Origin of the sequence: Mycolicibacter longobardus (genome assembly GCF_002102265.1) — a bacterium.
Classification (GTDB): Bacteria; Actinomycetota; Actinomycetes; order Mycobacteriales; family Mycobacteriaceae; genus Mycobacterium; species Mycobacterium longobardum.
In genome coordinates this window covers 242,686-261,468 of sequence record NZ_LQPG01000007.1, presented here as the reverse complement: position 1 = coordinate 261,468, position 18,783 = coordinate 242,686, and the positions used below count along the sequence as shown (strand labels likewise).

The following is an 18,783-nucleotide window of genomic DNA, read 5'->3' as shown; positions in this document are numbered from 1 at the left end:
GGTGTGTGAGTGGACCATCGGCGCCGTCCACGACGAGGTCGCCGAGGTTGTTCCCGACCGGATCATGACGATCTGTGGGGATCGGCGCAGCACCTTCGCCGAATCAGCGGATCGCACCCGCAGACTGGCGAACTACCTGGCGGGCCAAGGGCTCGGTGTGCAGCGTGAGCGCGCGGGCTTGAAGAACTGGGAATGCGGCCAGGACCGGGTCGCCCTGCTCATGCACAACGACCTGTACCCCGATATGGTGATCGGCTGCCTCAAGGCACGCACGGTCCCGGTCAACGTCAACCACTACTACACCTCGGCCGAGGCCGCCGAACTGCTCGACTACCTGCGGCCCCGCGCCGTCATCTACCACCGGTCACTGGCGGCGAAGTTCGCCGACACGATCGGGGCTTCCGGCGCCGAACTGTTGATCTGCGTCGACGACGGAGCCGACGATGCCCCCGACCTGGGCGCGATACCGCTGGAAGAGGCACTGGCACAGGGCGATACCGATGTGGCGGTGGCCGCCTCGCCCGACGATCTGCTGATGATCTGTACCGGTGGAACCACCGGCCGTCCCAAGGGCGTGCTGTGGCGCCAGAGCGACATCTACGTCTCATCGATGGTCGGCGACGACCACGCGTCCGCGGCGGAGATCCACCAGAAGGTGCAGTACGCCGGTCAGCCGTGGTTCGCACTGTCGCCGCTGATGCACGCCGCCGGACTGTGGACCGCATTCTCGGCGATTCTGAGCGGACAGACGGTGATCCTCAACGACACCCGCACCAGATTCGACCCCCGTGCCGTTCTGGAAACCGTCGAGCGCGAGAAGGTCGGGCTGATGACGATGGTGGGCGACGCCTACGCCGCACCGGTGGTGGCCGAGCTGGGAAGGCGGGCCTACGATCTGTCGTCACTGCACTCCATCGGAACCGGCGGCGCCGCAACGAATCCGAAGTATCAGGCGGCGCTGCTGGAATACCTGCCCCAGATCACCCTGATCAACGGCTACGGCTCCTCGGAGACCGGGAACATGGGATTCGGGCGCAGTCAGCGCGACGCGCGCCGCGACACCTTCGACCTGCGTACCGGCGGAGCGGTGGTCTCACAGGACCGGACCCGGTTCCTCGAACCCGGTGAGCCCGAGATCGGTTGGGTGGTGCGGACCGGCCGGATCCCACTCGGCTACTTCGACGATGCCGACGCGACCCGGCGCACCTTCTGCGAGATCGACGGCCGGCGGCTCGTGATCTCCGGCGACCGGGCCGCGGTCGAGGAAGACGGCACCCTGCGGCTGTTCGGCCGCGATGCACTGGTGGTCAACACCGGCGGAGAGAAGGTCTTCGTCGAAGAGGTCGAGGAAGTGCTGCGCGCCCACCCGGGGGTGGCCGACGCGCTGGTGGTGGGACGGCCCAGCGATCGGTGGGGCGAAGAACTGGTCGCACTGGTGGCGGTGCACCCGGATTCGGACCTCACCGATGAACAGTTGGACGCGCACTGCCGGGCGGTCTTGGCGGGGTTCAAAGTGCCGAAGACGTTCATCAGCGTGGTGCAGGTGCGTCGGCTGGGCAACGGCAAGCCCGACTACCGCTGGGCGAAAAGTCAAGTAAGCGAAGAGGTATCCACCGCATGAGCGAACAGCCACGAGCCATCGACTGTCTGGTCAACGTGCACTTCGGCGAGAACGAACAGCCCGCCTGGATGGTCAGGACACGCGATGACTACTTCAAGGGCCCCGATTCGATGTTCGAACCGGCCGACATGTCGGCGCTGCTCGACGAGATGGACGCCAACGGGGTCACCAAGGCCGTACTGATGGACAACCTGGTCAAACCGTCGGTGACGGCGCGCAAGTTCGTCGACGCCAGGCCGGATCGGTTCGCACTCGCGATGGGCGGGGTGAACCTGCTGCGGCCGGTTCCCGCGCTGCGGGAGCTCAGCGCCGTCGTCAACGACCTGCCGGTGGTCTACGCCGTGGTGGGCCCCAGCTTCTGGGGCGACGGCCAGTACCCGCCGAGTGACGCCGTCTACTACCCGCTCTATGCCAAGTGCGCCGAACTGGATCTGCCGTTGTGCGTCAACACCGGTATCCCGGGCCCGCCGATTCCGGGGGAGGTGCAGCACCCGATCCACCTGGACCGGGTGTGCGTGCGCTTCCCGGAACTGCGGCTGTGCATGATTCACGGTGCTGACCCGTGGTGGGACGTCGCGATCCGGATGTTGATCAAATACCGCAACCTGCGGCTGATGACCTCGGCGTGGTCGCCCAAACGACTGCCGGAGTCCCTGCTGCACTTCATGCGGACCCGGGGCGCCGACAAGATCATCTTCGCCTCCGACTGGCCGGTGCTGCGGATGAGCCGGGTGGTACCCGAGGCGCTCGCCCTGGACCTGCCGCCCGACGTGCTCGACAAGTACCTCTACCGCAATGCCGCGGACTTCTTCTTCGCCGAACGCGGCGCCGTACCCGAACAGGAGAGCTGAGATGGATCGCTTCGAACTGCGCAGGCTGGACTACAGCCTGACCGAGGACCACACCGCGTTGCAGGCGGCCTACAAGCAGTTCTTCGCCACGCACTGCGATATCGAAACCGTGCGTGCCGCTGAGGAATCCGGCTTCGACAAGAACCTGTGGGAGCGGCTGTGCGCGATGGGCGCTACCACCATGGCGCTGCCGGAGTCGGTCGGCGGCGACGGCGCCACCCTGGTGGACCTCGCCCTGGTCGCCGAGGAGATCGGCCGCGCAGTGGCGCCGGTGCCCTGGATCGACCACGTCTGCGCGGCAAGGCTTCTGGCCAGGATCGGGACGGTGGAATCCGAAGTCGTGAACGGCAAGCAGCTCGCGGCATTGGACCCGCACCAGGACAGCGTCTCGGGTGCTCGGCTCATCCCGGCGGCGTCGATCGCTGACGCGATCATCATCCGGGACGGTCAGGATGTCGTGCGGCTGTCCTTCGACACCCGGCCGGTCCACGTCGACAACATCGGCCGATTGCCGATGGCCTGGGTCGACCCCGCCGCCGCCGACTCCCGCACTGTGCTGGCGAGCGGACCGGACGCGCTGGCGGAATACCAGCGGGCACTGGATGAATGGCGATTGCTGACCGCCTCCGCACTGGTCGGGATGGTGGAGCAGACCATGACCATCGCCGCGGAGTTCGCCAAGACCCGCTACACCCTGGGTGTGCCGATCGGCACCCTGCAGGCCATCTCGCACCCGTTGGCGAACATGGCCATCACCGTGGCGTCCGGGCGCAACCTGGCCTATCGCGCCGGGTGGTTCATGGACAACGAACCCGACGAGCGACCGGAACTGGCGGCGTCGGCGTTCGTGTTCATGGCCGAGGAGGCCGCCAAGGCCGCCACCATGGCGGTACACATCCAGGGCGGCCTGGGCGTCTCGGCCGAAGCAGCGGCGACGGCGTATCTGGTGCGGGCCCGCGGCTGGCCGCTGGCCGGAGGCGACCCCGGCGCCAGCGCCTGCCGCATAGCCGAGATCATCGCCGCCCGCGAAACCGCTTCCCCCGCAGCCAACTAGGAAACCGAGACCATGGACTTCTCACGACCGCAGCTGACCGACGACGACCTGGCTTTCCGCGACGAGGTGCGCGCGTTCCTGGCCACCCATGTGACCGAGGACGTCAAGCGCCGAGACCGCGCCACGGGCGACAATTTCGACGAAGGTGTGCACCTGGCGCTGGGCGCCGCGGGCTACCTGGAGGCGGAGTGGAAAACCGAGGCCGACGGCGGCTTCTCCCGGGTGCGCCGGCGCATCTGGGAGCTGGAGAAGCGCCGCGCCCACGTTCCGTGGGTCACCTGGGGAACCACCGCCATGGTGGCCCGCTCGGTGGCGTCGTTCGGATCACCCGAGCTGCGCGACGAGGTGCTGCCCGGCGTCTTCAGCGGTCACGTCCGGCTCTGTCTGGGCTACACCGAACCCGAGGGCGGTTCGGATGTCGCAACCTGCAAGACCCGCGCGGTGCGGGACGGGGACAACTGGATCATTAACGGCTCCAAGATGTTCACCACCGGCGCCCACAACTGCCAATACGTCTTCCTGATCACCAACACCGACCCCGAGGCGCGGAAACACAAGAGCCTCACCATGTTCCTGGTGCCGCTGAACTCGCCGGGCATCGAGATCCAGGGGCTGCGCACCGTCGACGGCGACCGCACCAACATCGTCTACTACAGCGACGTCCGCGTGGACGACAAGTACCGGCTGGGTGAGGTCAACGGTGGCTGGACCGTGCTGCGTGAGCCGCTCAACGTCGAACACGGTGCGGTGGACGCGAATCCCGATGGACTGCAAGACGTCTCGATCATGATGCACCAGGCGAACTTCATGGCGGTGGCCGTCGACAAGGCCGGCGCGGTGGTCGGGCGGTCGGGCAGCATCGCGGATCGGTCGGTGGCCTACCGGCTCGGCCGGGCCGCCGCCCGGGTGGAGGCGTCGCTGTCGGCGCCGTCGATTTTCGGGCGGGTGGCGCTGGCGCAGGCGATGCGGGACGTCTCACCGGACCTGATGGACCTGCTGGGCAGCGCCTCGGCGCTGCCGATCGACACCGACGGCGCCATCGACAACGGGGCGTCGGACTACGTCTACCGGTTCGCGCCGTTGGTCGGCATCTACGGCGGCACCCTGGAGGTGTTCCGCAACATGATCGCCCAGTACGTGCTGGGTCTGGGCAAGCCGAACTACTCGCCACCGGTGGTCAAGACGTGATCCTGCGGTGGTAACTCGACGGCGCCTCACCGGCGAACTTGGTGAACGCCCGGGTGAACGCCGACAGGCTGTCGAAGCCGACGGCGGTCGCGGTCTGTTGCACGCCCTGATCGGGTGCGGCCAGCAGTGCCATCGCCTGCAGCATCCGGGCGTGCAACAGATAGGTCCGCCACGACATGCCGATCACCGCTTCGAACTGGCGCCGCAGGGTGCGCTCGGACACCGCGACGGCGTGCGCGACCTCGGCCGCGGAAACCGACGCCAAGTGCTCCTTGGTGTAGACCATGGCCGCGCCGACGATCGGATGATCGGAGACGGGCAGGCTCAGCGGCGCCTCGTGTTCCAGCGCGGCGGCGACCAGATGGCCCAGGGTACGGAAGAAGTCGTCGGAGACCCCGTCGCCGTCGGGGCGCTCGATCGGCCACCGCAGCGAATGCAGCATCATCTCGCGGATCAACGGCGAGACCGTCAGGATGCGTGCCCGGTCGCCGGCGTGCGCGACCAGCTCGGGGTCGAACATCACCGCCACGGTGCGGACCTCAGCGCGCATCACGGCCTGATGCTCCAGCCCGGCCGGGATCCAGGCCGCCTGCTGCGGCGGCAACAGGTAGTGCGCCGCGGCGGTCTCCACCTCGACCACCCCGCCGACGGCGTACTCGATCTGGTGCATGTCGTGGGAATGCCATCCGGTGACCAGTTGCCGTCCCTCATAGAGGTAGCTGCCGGCCCGGGCACGGCCGCCGCGACGCAGATCGATGTTGGCCGGTTCTGCAAAATCTATGGCCGAACGCGCGGAGACGGTCACGATTTTCCAGGGTACTAGTAGAGCTATGAACATCGACGACTTGATCCTGGTCAGCATCGACGACCACGTGGTGGAGCCGCCCGACATGTTCCTCAACCACGTCCCGGCCAAGTACCGGGAAGAGGCACCGATCGTCGTCACCGATGACAAGGGCGTCGACCAGTGGATGTACCAGGGCCGTCCGCAAGGCGTCAGCGGGCTCAACGCGGTGGTGTCGTGGCCGGCCGAGGAGTGGGGCCGCGACCCCGCCGGTTTCGCCGAGATGCGCCCCGGCGTCTACGACGTGCACGAGCGGGTCCGGGACATGAGCCGCAACGGCATCCTCGCCTCGATGTGCTTTCCGACCTTCACCGGGTTCTCTGCGCGGCATCTCAACATGACCCGGGAGAACGTCACCCTGGTGATGGTGTCGGCCTACAACGACTGGCACATCGACGAGTGGGCGGGCTCCTATCCGGGCCGTTTCATCCCGATCGCCATCCTGCCGACCTGGAATCCCGAAGCGATGTGCGCCGAGATCCGCCGGGTGGCCGCCAAGGGCTGCCGCGCGGTCACCATGCCGGAGCTGCCGCACCTGGAGGGGCTGCCCAGCTACCACGACGACGACTACTGGGGTCCGGTGTTCACCACGCTGTCGGAGTGCGACGTGGTGATGTGTCTGCACATCGGCACCGGCTTCGGGGCGATCAGCATGGCCCCCAACGCCCCCATCGACAACATGATCATCCTGGCCACCCAGGTCTCGGCAATGTGCGCGCAGGACCTGCTGTGGGGCCCGGCGATGCGCAACTACCCGGATCTGAAGTTCGCGTTCTCCGAAGGGGGAATCGGCTGGATCCCGTTCTACCTGGACCGCAGCGACCGCCACTACACCAACCAGAAGTGGCTGCGCCGCGACTTCGGCGACAAGCTGCCCAGCCAGGTGTTCCGTGAGCACTCACTGGCCTGCTACGTCACCGACAAAACCTCGCTGAAGCTGCGCCACGAGATCGGTATCGACAACATCGCCTGGGAGTGCGACTACCCGCACTCGGACTGCTTCTGGCCCGACGCCCCCGAGCAGGTGCTCGCCGAACTGGAGGCTGCCGGCGCCGACGACTCCGACATCAACAAGATCACCTGGGAGAACTCCTGCCGGTTCTTCGGCTGGGATCCGTTCGCCCACACCCCGCGTGAGCAGACGACGGTGGGTGCCTTGCGCGCCACCGCCACCGACGTGGACGTCTCGATCCGGCCGCGTGCCGAGTGGGCGCGCCGGTACGCCGAGAAGCAGCTGGCGAAGGCGTAGGGGCAACGCGATGGTGTCGGTGATCACCGGTGGTGCCGGCGGTATGGGCCTGGCCACCGCGAAGGTGCTCGGACACGATCAGCCGGTGGTGCTCTGCGATGTCCGTCAAGATCGGCTGGACGCGGCGGTGGCTGTGCTGAAAGACATTGATGTCACGGTGATCAACTGCGACGTCACCGACCCCGGCGCCGTCGAGAAGCTCTTCGACGCAGCGACCGGCGTCGGGACGGTCACTTCGGTGATCCACGCCGCCGGGGTCAGCCCCAGCATGGGCGACGCCGACTACGTTATGACGACCAACGCGACCGGCACGGTCAATGTCAACGAGGTCTTCTATGCCGTGGCGCCCGAGGGGGCCGCGATCGTCAACGTGGCATCGATGGCCGCGCACCTGTTGCCCGACGAGCTGATCCCCACCGGCCAGTTCCCGCTGGCGCTGCAGGATCCCGACGCGTTCTCCGCCGCCATGGCAGGCGTCTGCGACCCGATGCCGCCAGAGGTGCGTTCGGGCATCGCCTACGCCGTGAGCAAGGCGTTCGTCCGTTGGTACTCGAGCTCGCAGGCCGAGAGATTCAACGGGCGCGGGCTGCGCATCGTCTCGGTCTCCCCGGGCTCGATCGACACCGAGATGGGCCGGCTGGAGGAACAGGCCGGCGCCGGGGCGATGGTCGCCGATGCCGCGGTCCCGCGCTGGGGCACGCCCGAGGAGATGGCTGATCTGCTGGCGTTCTGCGCCGGCCCCCGGGCCGGGTATCTCACCGGCACCGACATCCTCAACGACGGCGGTGTGGTGGCGTCGATGCGGGAGCGAGCGCGGGTGGCGGCCGCCGGCAGCTGAGCGCTGCTGCGCGCCCGGAGTTGCGGCCGTCGAGTATTCGACGTACTTTTCGAAAGTATGACGGTCTCTTCGCCGCCGACCGAGCGCGTGATGAGGGTCTTGGAGCTGCTGGCCGCCGATCCGGAACGGCATTTCTCGATGTCGGAGATCGCACACACCCTCGGCATCAGCCACGGCACCTGCCATGCGATCGTCACCACCCTGGCCAACCGGCAGTGGATCGTTCGGGATCGGCATGCGGGCGGATATTCGTGGGGCCCGGCCATTGCCGCCCTTGCCCGCCCGGTCAACAAGCAGGCGTATCGGCCGCAGCTGCAGCGGCTGTTCGACGCGGTCGGCAGGCAGGCCATCCTCGGCGTTCGCCAAGGAGCGACGGTGGTGGTCACTGATTCGGTCGGAGAGGCGATCGCCGGGCCGCGGCTGGGCGCCGGCTTCCGGATGCCGCTGGTGGCCCCGTTCTGCCGGGAGTTCGTCGCCGGGACGAGTGAGAACCTCCGAAAGGAATGGCTGTCTGGTCTGGGCGTACCCTCGCCCGGCTTGCGCCGACGGCTCGGCGCGGTGCTCGACGAGGTGGGCAGGCGCGGCTACGCGATCGACCGAATGACCCGCGAGTACGTCCGGGTGTACTCGGCGCTGCAGGCGCTGGCCGCCGAGGGAGAGCCGGACGAGATCACCGCACGGCTCGCCGGCGCTTTCGCCGATCTGACCGTGGTCGACTACCTGCCCGACGAGCTCGGCGCCGCCGAGCAGCACCAGATCGCCAGCGTGTCCGCCCCGATCCGCGATTCCGACGGCGCGGTCACGATGTCGGTGGGAGTCGTTCCGTTCGCGACCATGACCACCGCGGAGGTCGTCGATCTCGGTGCGGCCGTTCGGGAGACCGCAGCCCGCATCGAATCCCATTGGACCGCAGCGGGAAGACCTGAGGAGAGCTCGTGAGCGTGACGCTCAGTGCTGAACAGCGGCAACTCGGTGAGTCGCTGCGGCAGTTCGCCGCCCGGCACGCGCCGATGGCCGACACCCGCAAGGCCTTCGACACGCTGGCCGTCGGTGAATTGCCGCCCTGGTGGAATGACCTGGTGTCGAACGGGTTTCACGCCGTACACCTGCCGGATCGGTACGGAGGGCAGGGCGGTGGCCTGCTCGACGTCGCTGCCGTCTTGGAGGCCGCGGGAACGGTGTCCCTTCCGGGACCGCTGCTGCCGACGGTGACCGCCAGTGCGATCGGGCTGCTCGCCGAGGCAACGGCAGCCCGGGAGAAATTCCTGCGCGCACTCGCCGCCGGCGCGCCGGCGGTAGCAGTGCTCGCGGGCCAGTCGAGTTTCACCGCGCAACCGGTCGGCGAAGGATGGCTGATCACCGGTGTCTCCGAGGTGATCTCGGGTGCCGGATCGGCTCGAATCGCGCTGGTCTGCGCCAGCTGTGACGACGGCACCGACCTCTGGGCGGTGGTCGACACAGCCCACGCGGTGATCCAACCGGTGGCCGGCACCGACCTGCTCACCGACCTGGCCACCATCGCCGTGACCGACTACCCGGTGGCCTCCGGCGATGTCCTGGCAGGCATCGACGCCCAGCGCGCGGAAAACCTCACCGTCGGCCTGGCCGCTGCGGTGTGCGCCGGCATCGCCGGCTGGTGTGTGGAGGCGGCCACCGCGCATCTGCGCACCCGGGAGCAGTTCGGCAAACCGATCGGAACCTTTCAGGCCCTGCAACACCAGGCGGCGATGCTGCTGGTCAACAGCGAACTGGCCTGCGCCGCAGCCTGGGACGCGCTGCGCGCCGCCACCGACACCCCCGCCCAGCACCGGATGGCCGCCGCCACCGCGGCACTGACGGCCATCGCGCCGTGCCCGGATGCCGTGCTGGACACCCTGACGATGTTCGGTGCCATCGGGTTCACCTGGGAGCACGATCTGCACCTGTACTGGCGGCGCGCCACCAGCATCGCCGCCTCGATCGGCGCCGCCACCGGCTGGGCCCGCCGGCTCGGTGAGCTGACGGTCGATCAGCAGCGGGACTTCACCGTCGACCTGGGCGGCGCCGAAGCCGAATTCCGGGCCGGTGTCGCCGCGACGCTCGACGCGGCCGCCGCCCTCGACAACGACGGCCCGGGCCGCCAGGGTGACTACCCGCACTTCGAAACGGGCCCGCAGCGGACCATGATCGCCGAAGCCGGGCTGATCGCCCCGCAGTGGCCCCCGCCGTGGGGGCTCGACGCCACCCCGTTGCAGCAACTGATCATCATCGAGGAGTTCGCCAAGCGCCCCGGGCTGGTCCGGCCGTCGCTGGGCATCGCCGAGTGGATCCTGCCGTCGCTGCTGCGGGCGGCTCCCGATGATCTTGCCCAGCAGCTGATCCCGCCGACCCAGCGGGGCGAACTCGCCTGGTGCCAGCTGTTCAGCGAGCCCGGAGCAGGATCCGACCTGGCCGCATTGACCACCCGCGCAGTCAAGGTCGACGGCGGGTGGCGCATCAACGGTCACAAGATCTGGACGTCGTGTGCCCAACGCGCCGACTACGGAGCACTGCTGGCCCGCACCGATCCCGGTGCGGTCAAGCACCGCGGCATCGGCTACTTCATCGTGGACATGCGCTCGGCCGGGATCGAAGTCCAGCCGATCGTGCAGGCCACCGGGGCCGCCGAATTCAACGAAGTCTTCCTCACCGACGTTTTCGTTCCCGACGACATGCTGCTCGGCGAGCCCACCGGAGGATGGCAGCTGGCGATCGCCACCATGGCCGAAGAGCGCTCTGCCATCAGCGGATACGTCGAGAACGACCGGGCCGTCGCGCTGCGGCGGGTGGCTGCGGCCACGGGTGGATCGCGCGATGATGCGATTCGCGCCCTGGGTGAACTCGACTCCTACGCCAACGCCATCAAGGCGCTCGGGGTGCGGGAGACCATCCGGCTGCTCGACGGTCAGGGGCTGGGCGCGTCGTCGAGCATCGCCAAGGTGGCGATGAACGTGCTGCTGCGGCGAACCTTCCAGGCGACCTTGGCCACCGTCGGACGGCTGGCCATGGTGGCCGACTCCGACCCGGCCGTCGTCGAACCCTATCTGCTGGCGCCGGCCGAGTTGATCGGCGGCGGTACCAAGGAAATTCAGCTGAACATCATCGCGCAGATGATCCTCGGCCTACCCCGCAAATGAGACAGAGGACGCACACATGGGACTACGCGGAGACGCTGCGATCGTCGGCTACGTCGAGCTGCCGCCGGAACGGATGAACAAGGCCACCCCGGCGCCGTTCACCCTGGAGCAGTGGGCGGAACTGAGCGCGGCGGCGCTGACCGACGCCGGCCTGCCGGGCGAGCTCGTCAATGGCATCGTCACCTCGCACCTGGGCGAATCGGAGATCTTCGTTCCGTCGACCATCGCCGAATACCTCGGTGTTCCAGCGCGGTTCGCTGAGATCGTCGACCTGGGCGGGGCCAGCGCCGCCGCCATGGTCTGGCGGGCGGCGGCGGCGATCGAACTGGGCATCTGCGACGTGGTGCTGTGCGCGCTGCCGGCCCGCTACATCACCCCGATGTCCGAGCGGAAACCCAAGCCGCTGGTAGACGCCATGTTCTTCGGGTCATCGAGCAACCAATACGGTTCTCCGCAAGCGGAATTCGAGATTCCGTACGGCAACCTGGGACAGAACGGCCCCTACGGGCAGGTCGCCACCCGCTACGGTGCGGTCTACGGCTACGACGAGCGGGCGATGGCCAAGCTCGTCGTCGACCAGCGCGTCAACGCCAACCACACCGATGGTGCGATTTGGCACGAGACCCCGTTGACTGTCGAGGACGTACTGGCCAGCCCGGTGATCGCCGATCCGCTGCACATGCTGGAGATCGTGATGCCCTGCGTGGGCGGCGCCGCGGTGGTGATCGCCAGCGCCGACATCGCCAAGCGGGCCAAGAATCGTCCGGTGTGGATCAAGGGATTCGGCGAACACGTGCCGTTCAAGACCCCGACGTATGCCGCGGACCTGCTGGCCACCCCGATCGCCGAGGCCGCCGACACCGCCTTCGCGATGACGGATCTGACCCGCGCGGACATGGACATGGTCTCGATCTACGACTGCTACACCATCACCGTGCTGCTGTCTCTGGAAGACGCCGGGTTCTGCGAAAAAGGCAAAGGCATGCAGTTTTTGGCCGATCACGATCTGACCTTCCGCGGTGACTTCCCGCTCAACACCGCGGGCGGCCAGCTCGGGTTCGGCCAGGCCGGTCTGGCCGGTGGCATGCACCACGTCTGCGACGCCACCCGCCAGATCATGGGCCGGGCCGGCGCCGCCCAGGTGGCCGACTGCAACCGGGCCTTCGTCTCCGGCAACGGCGGGATCCTGTCGGAACAGACAACCCTGATCCTGGAAGGAGATTGAGCGCCGATGACCACCTTCGAGCGGCCGATGCCGGTCAAGACGCCCACCACCGCACCGTTCTGGGACGCGCTGGCGCAGCACCGCATCGTCATCCAATACTCGCCGTCGACGCAGAGCTACGTGTTCTACCCACGGGTCCGGGCGCCGCGCACCCTGGCCGACGACCTGGAATGGCGCGAGATCTCCGGGATGGGCACCCTGTACTCCTTCACGGTCGCGCGCCGCCCGGTCGGCCTGCACTTCGCCGACGCCGTGCCGCAACTGCTGGCGATCGTCGAATGGGATGAAGGGCCGCGGTTCTCCACCGAACTGGTCAACACCGACCCCGCCGATCTGGCGGTGGGGATGCGGGTGCGGCCGGTGTTCTGCGACTATCCGGAACACGACGTGACGATGCTGCGCTACGAACCGGCGGCGAACCATGACTGACAACACCGCCGCGGAGATCGAGGCGATCAAGCGCCTCAAGTCCCGCTACTGCCGCCTACTGGACACCAAGGACTGGTCGGGCTGGCGCGCGCTGTTCACCGACGACTTCGTCAGCGACACCTCAAGCGCCGGAGGAAAACTCATCACCGGAGCTGAGGAGTTCGTGGCCTTCACCCGCAAGAGCCTGCGCTCCCAACCCACCGTCCACCAGGTCCACGCACCCGACATCGAGCTGGACTCGCCGACCACGGCACACGGGGTGTGGGCGCTGGAGGACGTGGTCCGGTTCGGCCCGGGCGTCAATCTGCGGGGCTACGGCCACTACACCGAGACCTACGAGAAGGTCGACGGACATTGGCGGATCAAGACCTCGACGCTGACGCGGTTGCGTGAGGACCTGTTCAACGGGTTGGTGGCGGTGTATGTCTCGCCACGGGTTCGTGCGGTGCTGGGCAGAGTCGCCCGGCTGTTGACGCGCTGAACGCTCAGGCGCCCGCCAGGGCCGGCGGTTTGAGCGCCTCGGGATCCGGGTTCGCGATCGGCAGCCCCATGAACCGGCGCGCGTTGTCGCCCATGAAGTCATAGGTGCGCCGGACATCCATGCCCTCGGCGTACTTCCAGAACCCCTTCGGCTCGGCCAGGCCCTCGGGATGCGGATAGTCCGAACCGAACAGCACCTTGTCCCAGCCGACCGTGTCCACGACATCGGAGATGCAGCCCTCCCAGAACGGGCTGACCCAGATGTTGCGCCGGAACACCTCGTGCGGATGCTCGGGGAAGTTCTGCGGCATCTTCTTGTACAGCTCGCCGAAGTCGTTGAACAGCGGCCCGATCCACGAGCTGCCGTTCTCGACGCTGGCGATGCGCAGCTTGGGGAACCGGGTCAGCGTGCCATGACAGATCAGGGCGGTGATCATGTCGGCGATCTCGCGATGTCCCAGCACCATCCAGCGGAAAGCGCTCTGCGCCATGAAGTTCTGCGTGTACGGCGGCTCCCACCGGCCGACATAGTCGTCGAGCGGAGGGAAACTGGCATGCAGCACGATGGGCAGGCCCGCAGCCTGTACGTCGCGCCAGAACGGATCGAACTCCGGCAGCGCGGGGGAGCGCCAGCCATGAATGCCGTTGACCGGGCCGGGTTTGATCAGCGCCACCGCGGCGCCCTGGTCGAGGATGTACTCCAGTTCCCGCTGCGCGCCGTCGACCTCGGACAGGTTGATGATCGGCGTCGAGAACACCCGCCCGTGGTAGTTGTAGGTCCAGTGCTCGGCCATCCAGCGGTTCAGCGCGTGAATGATCGCGAGGGTGAGCTCCGGGTCGTCGGCACTGGAGTGCTCGACCAGACTGGCCAGCGTCGGGTAGTTCAGCGCCTCGGTCACGCCCTGGCGGTCCAGCTCGGCGACCCGGTCGGCGGGGTTGCGGGTGGCGGCCGGCGCCTCGATGGCCGGCCCCTGCATCTCGCGCAGGGTCAGTCCCTCGGTGTTCTCCCCGGCGAAGAACTTCTCGTGTGCACCCGGCGCGGCCACCCGCTCGAACGTCGGGTTGGGGATGAAGTCGCTGACCCGGTTGTTGATGATGATCCGGGTCTGGCGGCCGATCTGGGCGAATTGGACTGCCCGCGAGTACTTCTCCGGCAGATACTTGGTCAGCGACTCGGCGGTTTCGTACATGTGCTGGTCGGCATCGAAGATCGGTGCGTCGCGAAACTGGCTCATGGGTGTCTCCTTTCCTTACCGCGAGCAGACGCAGAATCGCGTTCTCGGGCGGTAGATCGTGCGAGTTTGCGTCTGCTCGGCGGGAATCAGGTGGTCAGGATTGTGGCGGCGGCGGTGCCGGGCGCGCCGTAGAGCTGAGCGAACCCGACTTTGGGCTGCCCGGGCACCTGGCGCTCGCCCGCTTCGCCGCGGAGCTGGCGGACCAGCTCGTGGAGCTGGCGCAGGCCGGAGGCGCCGATCGGCTCGCCGTTGGCGATCAGCCCGCCGTCGGTGTTGACCGGCAGCGACCCGGTGATCTCGGTCGCCCCGTCGGCCAGCAGTTTCTCCTGGTCGCCGTCGGCGCAGAAACCGCACTCGGCCATGTGGATGACCTCGGCCCCGGCATCGGTGTCCTGCAACTGGATCACGTCGACGTCCTCGGGTGCCACACCGGCCTTCTCGAACGCGGCGCGAGCGGCGTACACCGTGGGGGCCACGTCTTCGGCCACCGGTGCGAAGGTGGTGTTCACCTCATATGCCCCGTACCTCCGGGTGCGCACCTCCACCGCGCGCAGGTACACCGGCTTGTCGGTGTAGCGGTGCGCAATGTCGGCGCGGCACATCACCACCGCGGCGGCGCCTTCATCGGGGGCGCAGAACATGTACTGGGTCAGTGGGTAATTCAGCATCGTCGAGCCCAGGATCTCCTCTTCGGAGATCGGCTTGCGCCGGAACGCGTTCGGGTTCAGCGCACCGTTGCGGAAGTTCTTCGCCGCGACCCTGGCCAGCGTCTGCTGGGAGATGCCGTGATCATGCAGGTAGCGGTTGGCCTTCATGCCGAAGAACTGGGTGGTCAGATACTGGCCGTTCTCGGCGTACCACCTCGGCATCCCGACCAGGGCCGGGTCCTCGGTGAACGCACCGCGGGGGTGCTTGTCCAGGCCGACGGCGATACCGATGTCGTAGTCGCCCAGCCGGATACCGTCCGCGCAGACCTTGGCGGCGCTGGCCGCGGTGGCGCAGGCGTTGAACACGTTGGTGAACGGGATGCCCGACAGCCCGACCATCCCGACGATCGCGTCCGGGTTGGCCACCGTCCAGCTGCCGCCGGTGGCAGCGCCGATGTCTTTCCAGTCCACGCGAGCGTCCTCGACCGCGGCGAAGATGGCGTCCACGCCCATTTCCATCGCCGACTTGCCTTCGAACCGGCCGAACGGGTGCAGGCCGACTCCGATGATCGCTACGTCATTAACCATGGGGATCGAGGTCTCCTATACCGGCCGGAAGGCGAAGGTGATGACCTCGTTGCCGTCGGCATCGGAGGTGAACGGCAGCATGGTCAGTTCCACCGGCATGCCGAACTCCAGCTTGTCCGGGTCGTTCTCGGTCAGCCGGCCTTCGACGCGGATGACGTCGCCGAGCTGCACCAGACCGACGCCGAACGGCACGAAGTCCTTGCCGGTGGGGCCCAGATACGGGGCACCGGGTGGAAAGCCCTGGGTGGTCCAGGCCACCAGGGTGCCGGTGCGGGGCAGCAGTTCCTCGCTCATCTGGTCGCCGCTGCAGTTGGGACAGCGCGGCTGAGCCGGGAACACCGTGGCCTGACAGGCGCCGCAGCGACTGCCGATCAGCTGGGGGTTCTCGGCCGGCCACGTCGAGATGTCCGGGGCGAGTGCCTTCTGCATGTGTCCTCCGTTGATTCTGCGTTGATGGTGGAAAAGGTCGAGTGGGCGGCGCCGTGGGCGCAGACTCAACACGATCTAGGCGATGTCGCCGGACTCCTTTAGCTTTTCGATGCGGTCCCAGTCCATCCCGAGTTCCATCAGCACGACCTCGGTGTGCTCGGATGCCTGCGGGGCGCGGGTTGTCTCCAGCGGTTCGTGGTTGAACTGGACCGGCCCGCGCACCACCTTGAACGGCGGCCCGCCGTCGCTGGGTTCGACCTCGACGATCATGTCGTTGGCGATGGCCTGCTCGTCGGAGCCCAGGTCGACCAGGCTCTGGAACGGCGCCCACTGGCCCTTCATGGTCTTGAGGTGCTGGCGCCAGTATTCGAACGGCTTGGCGCCGATCGCGGCGACGATCAGGGCGCCGGCCGCCTCGGCGTTCTGCATCAGCGGCAGTACGTCGGCGAAGCGGGGGTCGTCGGCGGCCTCGGGAATTCCCAGGTGCTCGAAGGTGTCTCGGATATAGCCGGTCGGGCTGACGATGCACAGATTGATGGTGCCGCCGTCGGAGGTCGTGTAGTTGCCCAGGAACGGGTTCGCCGGGGACCCGCCGGATTCCGGCATCATCGCTCGCATGGATTCGCCGGTGTCCATTCCCTGTGTCACGCTGGCGCCGGCCGCCCACCACGCCGTGGACAGCAGCGAGACGTCGACTTCGAGTGCCTCTCCGGTGCGTTCGCGGTGCAGCAGCGCCGCGGCGATCCCGCCGGCGATGTTCATCCCGCCGACCGAGTCGCCGAACGCGGGGATCCCCTGGGACAGCGGCGCACCGAGTTCTTCGGGGCTCAGGGCGTGGCCGACCCCGCTGCGCGTCCAGAAGGCGGTGCCGTCGAAACCCCCGATGTCGCGTTCGGGCCCCTTGTCGCCATAGGCGCTGCCGCGGGCGTAGACGATGTCCGGGTTCGCGGCGCGGATGTGCTCGACATCGAACTTGTTCTTCTGCCGGGCCCGGGGCAGGTAGTTGGTGAGGAACACATCGGCGGTGGCGGCAAGTTCGTAAAGCACCTGTTGCCCACCGGAAGTCGAGACGTCGATCCCGACGCTGCGCTTGCCGCGGTTGGGGTGTTCGATCAGCGGATGGCGGTCGGGGTTGAGCTCGAAGCCGCCCATCCGGATGAACCCGCGCTGGGTGTCGCCGCGCACCGGGTGCTCGACCTTGATCACATCGGCGCCCCAGTCGGCCAGGATCGCCCCGGCCGCGGGGACGAAGGTGAACTGCGCGACCTCCAGCACCCGGAAGCCGTCCATGACCTTGATCAACTCAGCGCGCTCCTGCCGCCGTGCGAACCACTCGAAACCTATTGAAGTATTCTACTGTAATGGTTACGGTTGGGCATCCGAAAGAGGGTGGGGTGAGCGATATCGGGCAGCGTGCCGCCAGTGTTGAGCTCTGCGAGCGGGCCGCGGTCGCGGCAGAGTCGCGCATGCTGGTCGACGGGAAACTGGTGGCGGCTGCCTCGGGTGCGGAGTTCGACAACGTCAGCCCGGCCACCGGGCGGCGGTTGGGCAGCACCGCCGCCGCCGATGAGATCGACATGCGGCGGGCGATCGATGCGGCCCGGCGGGCGTTCGACGAGTCGGACTGGTCGACCAACCGCGAACTGCGCAAGCGTTGCCTGCGTCAACTGCAGTCGGCCCTGGAGTCCGAGAAGGAGGAGTTGCGCACCGAGCTGATCGCCGAAGTGGGCTGCCCGGTGATGACAACCCAACTGGCACAGTTGGATTGGCCGCTGGCCGATGCGCTGCGATACCCGGAGCGATTGATCGACGAGTTCGAGTGGGAGCGGGTGCTCGACGGCGGTGGACTGTTCGGCGACCGCAACGTCCGCACCGTGGTCAAGGAGCCGGTCGGTGTGGTGGCGGCGATCACCCCGTCCAACTTCCCCATCGAGGTGATCCTCAACAAACTGGGGCCGGCGTTGGCGGCCGGCAACACCGTCGTGCTCAAGCCCGACCCGAACACGCCGTGGAACGCCACCCGACTCGGGCGGCTGGTCGCCGAGCACACCGACATTCCCCCCGGGGTGCTCAACGTGGTGACCACGCCGTCCAACGAGGTCGCCGGTCTGCTCGGCACCGACCCCCGGGTAGACATGATCTCGTTCACCGGTTCCACCACCGTCGGCAAGCTGCTGGCCCGCAACAGCGCCGACACCATGAAGCGGACTTTCCTTGAGCTGGGCGGGAAGTCGGCACTGATCGTGCTCGACGACGCCGACCCGGCGAAGGTCATCCCCGGCGCGGTTGGCGTGTGCGTGCACGCCGGGCAGGCCTGCGCGGCCACCACCCGCATGTTGGTGCACACCTCCCTTTTCGACGACCTGGTCACCGCGGTCACCGCGGCCTTTGCGGCGGTCACCGTGGGGGATCCGGCGCTGCCCCAGACGCTGGTCGGCCCGCTGATCAGTGCCGCCCAGAAGCGGCGCGTGCTCGACGCCTACGCGCAGGCGCGGCAGGACGGTGCCGAGATCACCACCGGCGGCGGGGAAGTCGTCGGCCTCCCGGATGATCTGGCGGGCGGGCACTACGTGCAGCCGACGGTGATCGTCGGCGTCGACAACACCGCCGCCATTGCGCGGGAGGAGGTTTTCGGCCCGGTGGTGGTGATGCTGCCGTTCGCCGACGACGACGAGGCGGTGCGGATCGCCAACGACAGTGCCTACGGGCTGGCCGGCGCAGTGGTCTCGGCGTCGAGCGAGCGGGCCATGGCGGTGGCGCGCCGGGTCCGGACCGGGGCGATCGGAGTCAACGGCGGCATGTACTACGGGGCCGACGCGCCGTTCGGCGGCTACAAGAGCAGCGGTTGGGGCCGCCAGTGCGGCATCGAGGGATTCCAGCAGTACCTGGAGACCAAGACGGTCGGTTCCCGCAAGCCCCGCGGGGCGTGACGCGGGTGCCGAGTGTGGGG

17 protein-coding genes are annotated in these 18,783 nt (G+C 67.9%); 12 read left to right on the top strand and 5 right to left on the bottom strand.

All coding sequences use genetic code 11. From position 1 onward, the window contains the following. Position 1 precedes the first annotated feature (1 nt). Genes AWC16_RS02155 through AWC16_RS02140 form a run of 4 tightly spaced genes read left to right on the top strand, consistent with a single transcriptional unit; the run spans position 2 to position 4,714 of the window. Positions 2-1,621: an acyl-CoA synthetase gene (locus AWC16_RS02155; protein ID WP_085263164.1), complete on the top strand. Its 1,620-nt coding sequence runs from the start codon at positions 2-4 to the stop codon at positions 1,619-1,621. Then, positions 1,618-2,472: an amidohydrolase family protein gene (locus AWC16_RS02150; RefSeq protein WP_085263163.1), complete on the top strand. Its 855-nt coding sequence runs from the start codon at positions 1,618-1,620 to the stop codon at positions 2,470-2,472. The genes AWC16_RS02155 and AWC16_RS02150 overlap by 4 nt, the downstream gene beginning before the upstream one ends. Before the next feature lies 1 nt (position 2,473). After that, complete coding sequence (locus AWC16_RS02145) at positions 2,474-3,526, top strand: acyl-CoA dehydrogenase family protein (protein WP_085263162.1); 1,053 nt, start codon at positions 2,474-2,476, stop codon at positions 3,524-3,526. 12 nt (positions 3,527-3,538) lie between these two features. After that, positions 3,539-4,714 carry an acyl-CoA dehydrogenase family protein gene (locus tag AWC16_RS02140; protein ID WP_085263161.1) on the top strand — a complete coding sequence of 392 codons (1,176 nt, stop codon included), beginning with the start codon at positions 3,539-3,541 and terminating at the stop codon, positions 4,712-4,714. Here the strand turns inward: AWC16_RS02140 and AWC16_RS02135 are convergent. Next, on the bottom strand, positions 4,704-5,519 hold the full coding sequence (locus tag AWC16_RS02135; RefSeq protein WP_085263160.1) for an AraC family transcriptional regulator: 816 nt from the start codon (positions 5,517-5,519) through the stop codon (positions 4,704-4,706). The two genes, AWC16_RS02140 and AWC16_RS02135, sit on opposite strands and share 11 nt — an antisense overlap. 25 nt (positions 5,520-5,544) lie before the next feature. Between AWC16_RS02135 and AWC16_RS02130 the strand changes: the two genes are divergently transcribed. The 7 genes from AWC16_RS02130 (at position 5,545) to AWC16_RS02100 (ending at position 12,935) form a co-directional block, all read left to right on the top strand. Continuing rightward, entirely contained in the window at positions 5,545-6,807 is a 1,263-nt protein-coding gene (locus AWC16_RS02130) for an amidohydrolase family protein (RefSeq protein WP_085263159.1), read from the top strand. 10 nt (positions 6,808-6,817) lie between these two features. Continuing rightward, on the top strand, positions 6,818-7,645 hold the full coding sequence (locus AWC16_RS02125) for an SDR family oxidoreductase (protein ID WP_085263158.1): 828 nt from the start codon (positions 6,818-6,820) through the stop codon (positions 7,643-7,645). A 90-nt stretch (positions 7,646-7,735) separates the two neighbouring features. Further along, a complete protein-coding gene (locus AWC16_RS02120; protein ID WP_234812084.1) occupies positions 7,736-8,584 on the top strand; it encodes a helix-turn-helix domain-containing protein in 849 nt (282 codons plus the stop codon). Continuing rightward, positions 8,581-10,800 carry an acyl-CoA dehydrogenase family protein gene (locus AWC16_RS02115; protein ID WP_085263156.1) on the top strand — a complete coding sequence of 740 codons (2,220 nt, stop codon included), beginning with the start codon at positions 8,581-8,583 and terminating at the stop codon, positions 10,798-10,800. Before AWC16_RS02120 ends, AWC16_RS02115 begins: the two co-directional genes overlap by 4 nt. Before the next feature lie 16 nt (positions 10,801-10,816). Next, positions 10,817-12,025 carry a thiolase family protein gene (locus AWC16_RS02110; RefSeq protein ID WP_085263155.1) on the top strand — a complete coding sequence of 403 codons (1,209 nt, stop codon included), beginning with the start codon at positions 10,817-10,819 and terminating at the stop codon, positions 12,023-12,025. A gap of 6 nt (positions 12,026-12,031) precedes the next feature. After that, positions 12,032-12,454 (top strand): Zn-ribbon domain-containing OB-fold protein, encoded by a 423-nt coding sequence (locus tag AWC16_RS02105; RefSeq protein WP_085263154.1) that lies wholly within the window; start codon positions 12,032-12,034, stop codon positions 12,452-12,454. Next, positions 12,447-12,935, top strand: coding sequence for a nuclear transport factor 2 family protein (locus AWC16_RS02100; RefSeq protein ID WP_085263153.1), 489 nt, complete (start codon positions 12,447-12,449; stop codon positions 12,933-12,935). Before AWC16_RS02105 ends, AWC16_RS02100 begins: the two co-directional genes overlap by 8 nt. A gap of 4 nt (positions 12,936-12,939) precedes the next feature. Here the strand turns inward: AWC16_RS02100 and AWC16_RS02095 are convergent, their stop codons facing one another. From AWC16_RS02095 to AWC16_RS02080, 4 genes are all read right to left on the bottom strand, one after another. Beyond that, positions 12,940-14,169 (bottom strand): amidohydrolase family protein, encoded by a 1,230-nt coding sequence (locus AWC16_RS02095; protein ID WP_085263152.1) that lies wholly within the window; start codon positions 14,167-14,169, stop codon positions 12,940-12,942. A gap of 86 nt (positions 14,170-14,255) precedes the next feature. Then, the gene (locus tag AWC16_RS02090) at positions 14,256-15,404 is read right to left on the bottom strand and encodes a thiolase family protein (protein WP_085263151.1); all 1,149 of its coding nucleotides are present in this window, start codon (positions 15,402-15,404) and stop codon (positions 14,256-14,258) included. A 15-nt stretch (positions 15,405-15,419) separates the two neighbouring features. Further along, entirely contained in the window at positions 15,420-15,833 is a 414-nt protein-coding gene (locus AWC16_RS02085) for a Zn-ribbon domain-containing OB-fold protein (RefSeq protein ID WP_085263150.1), read from the bottom strand. Between the two features lie 75 nt (positions 15,834-15,908). Then, positions 15,909-17,123 carry a CaiB/BaiF CoA transferase family protein gene (locus AWC16_RS02080; RefSeq protein ID WP_085263275.1) on the bottom strand — a complete coding sequence of 405 codons (1,215 nt, stop codon included), beginning with the start codon at positions 17,121-17,123 and terminating at the stop codon, positions 15,909-15,911. 176 nt (positions 17,124-17,299) lie between these two features. Here AWC16_RS02080 and AWC16_RS02075 point away from each other — a divergent pair, with 176 nt between their 5' ends. After that, on the top strand, positions 17,300-18,763 hold the full coding sequence (locus AWC16_RS02075; RefSeq protein ID WP_276062228.1) for an aldehyde dehydrogenase family protein: 1,464 nt from the start codon (positions 17,300-17,302) through the stop codon (positions 18,761-18,763). Positions 18,764-18,783 lie beyond the last annotated feature (20 nt).

Bases quoted from the DNA above. Each gene is read 5' to 3' on its own strand.
- AWC16_RS02095 (WP_085263152.1), bottom strand. From the start codon at position 14,169: ATGAGCCAGTTTCGCGACGCACCGATCTTCGATGCCGACCAGCACATG.
- AWC16_RS02075 (WP_276062228.1), top strand. From the start codon at position 17,300: ATGCTGGTCGACGGGAAACTGGTGGCGGCTGCCTCGGGTGCGGAGTTC.
- AWC16_RS02090 (WP_085263151.1), bottom strand. From the start codon at position 15,404: ATGGTTAATGACGTAGCGATCATCGGAGTCGGCCTGCACCCGTTCGGC.
- AWC16_RS02120 (WP_234812084.1), top strand. From the start codon at position 7,736: ATGAGGGTCTTGGAGCTGCTGGCCGCCGATCCGGAACGGCATTTCTCG.
- AWC16_RS02080 (WP_085263275.1), bottom strand. From the start codon at position 17,123: ATGGACGGCTTCCGGGTGCTGGAGGTCGCGCAGTTCACCTTCGTCCCC.
- AWC16_RS02085 (WP_085263150.1), bottom strand. From the start codon at position 15,833: ATGCAGAAGGCACTCGCCCCGGACATCTCGACGTGGCCGGCCGAGAAC.
- AWC16_RS02110 (WP_085263155.1), top strand. From the start codon at position 10,817: ATGGGACTACGCGGAGACGCTGCGATCGTCGGCTACGTCGAGCTGCCG.
- AWC16_RS02125 (WP_085263158.1), top strand. From the start codon at position 6,818: ATGGTGTCGGTGATCACCGGTGGTGCCGGCGGTATGGGCCTGGCCACC.
- AWC16_RS02130 (WP_085263159.1), top strand. From the start codon at position 5,545: ATGAACATCGACGACTTGATCCTGGTCAGCATCGACGACCACGTGGTG.
- AWC16_RS02100 (WP_085263153.1), top strand. From the start codon at position 12,447: ATGACTGACAACACCGCCGCGGAGATCGAGGCGATCAAGCGCCTCAAG.
- AWC16_RS02140 (WP_085263161.1), top strand. From the start codon at position 3,539: ATGGACTTCTCACGACCGCAGCTGACCGACGACGACCTGGCTTTCCGC.
- AWC16_RS02145 (WP_085263162.1), top strand. From the start codon at position 2,474: ATGGATCGCTTCGAACTGCGCAGGCTGGACTACAGCCTGACCGAGGAC.
- AWC16_RS02105 (WP_085263154.1), top strand. From the start codon at position 12,032: ATGACCACCTTCGAGCGGCCGATGCCGGTCAAGACGCCCACCACCGCA.
- AWC16_RS02150 (WP_085263163.1), top strand. From the start codon at position 1,618: ATGAGCGAACAGCCACGAGCCATCGACTGTCTGGTCAACGTGCACTTC.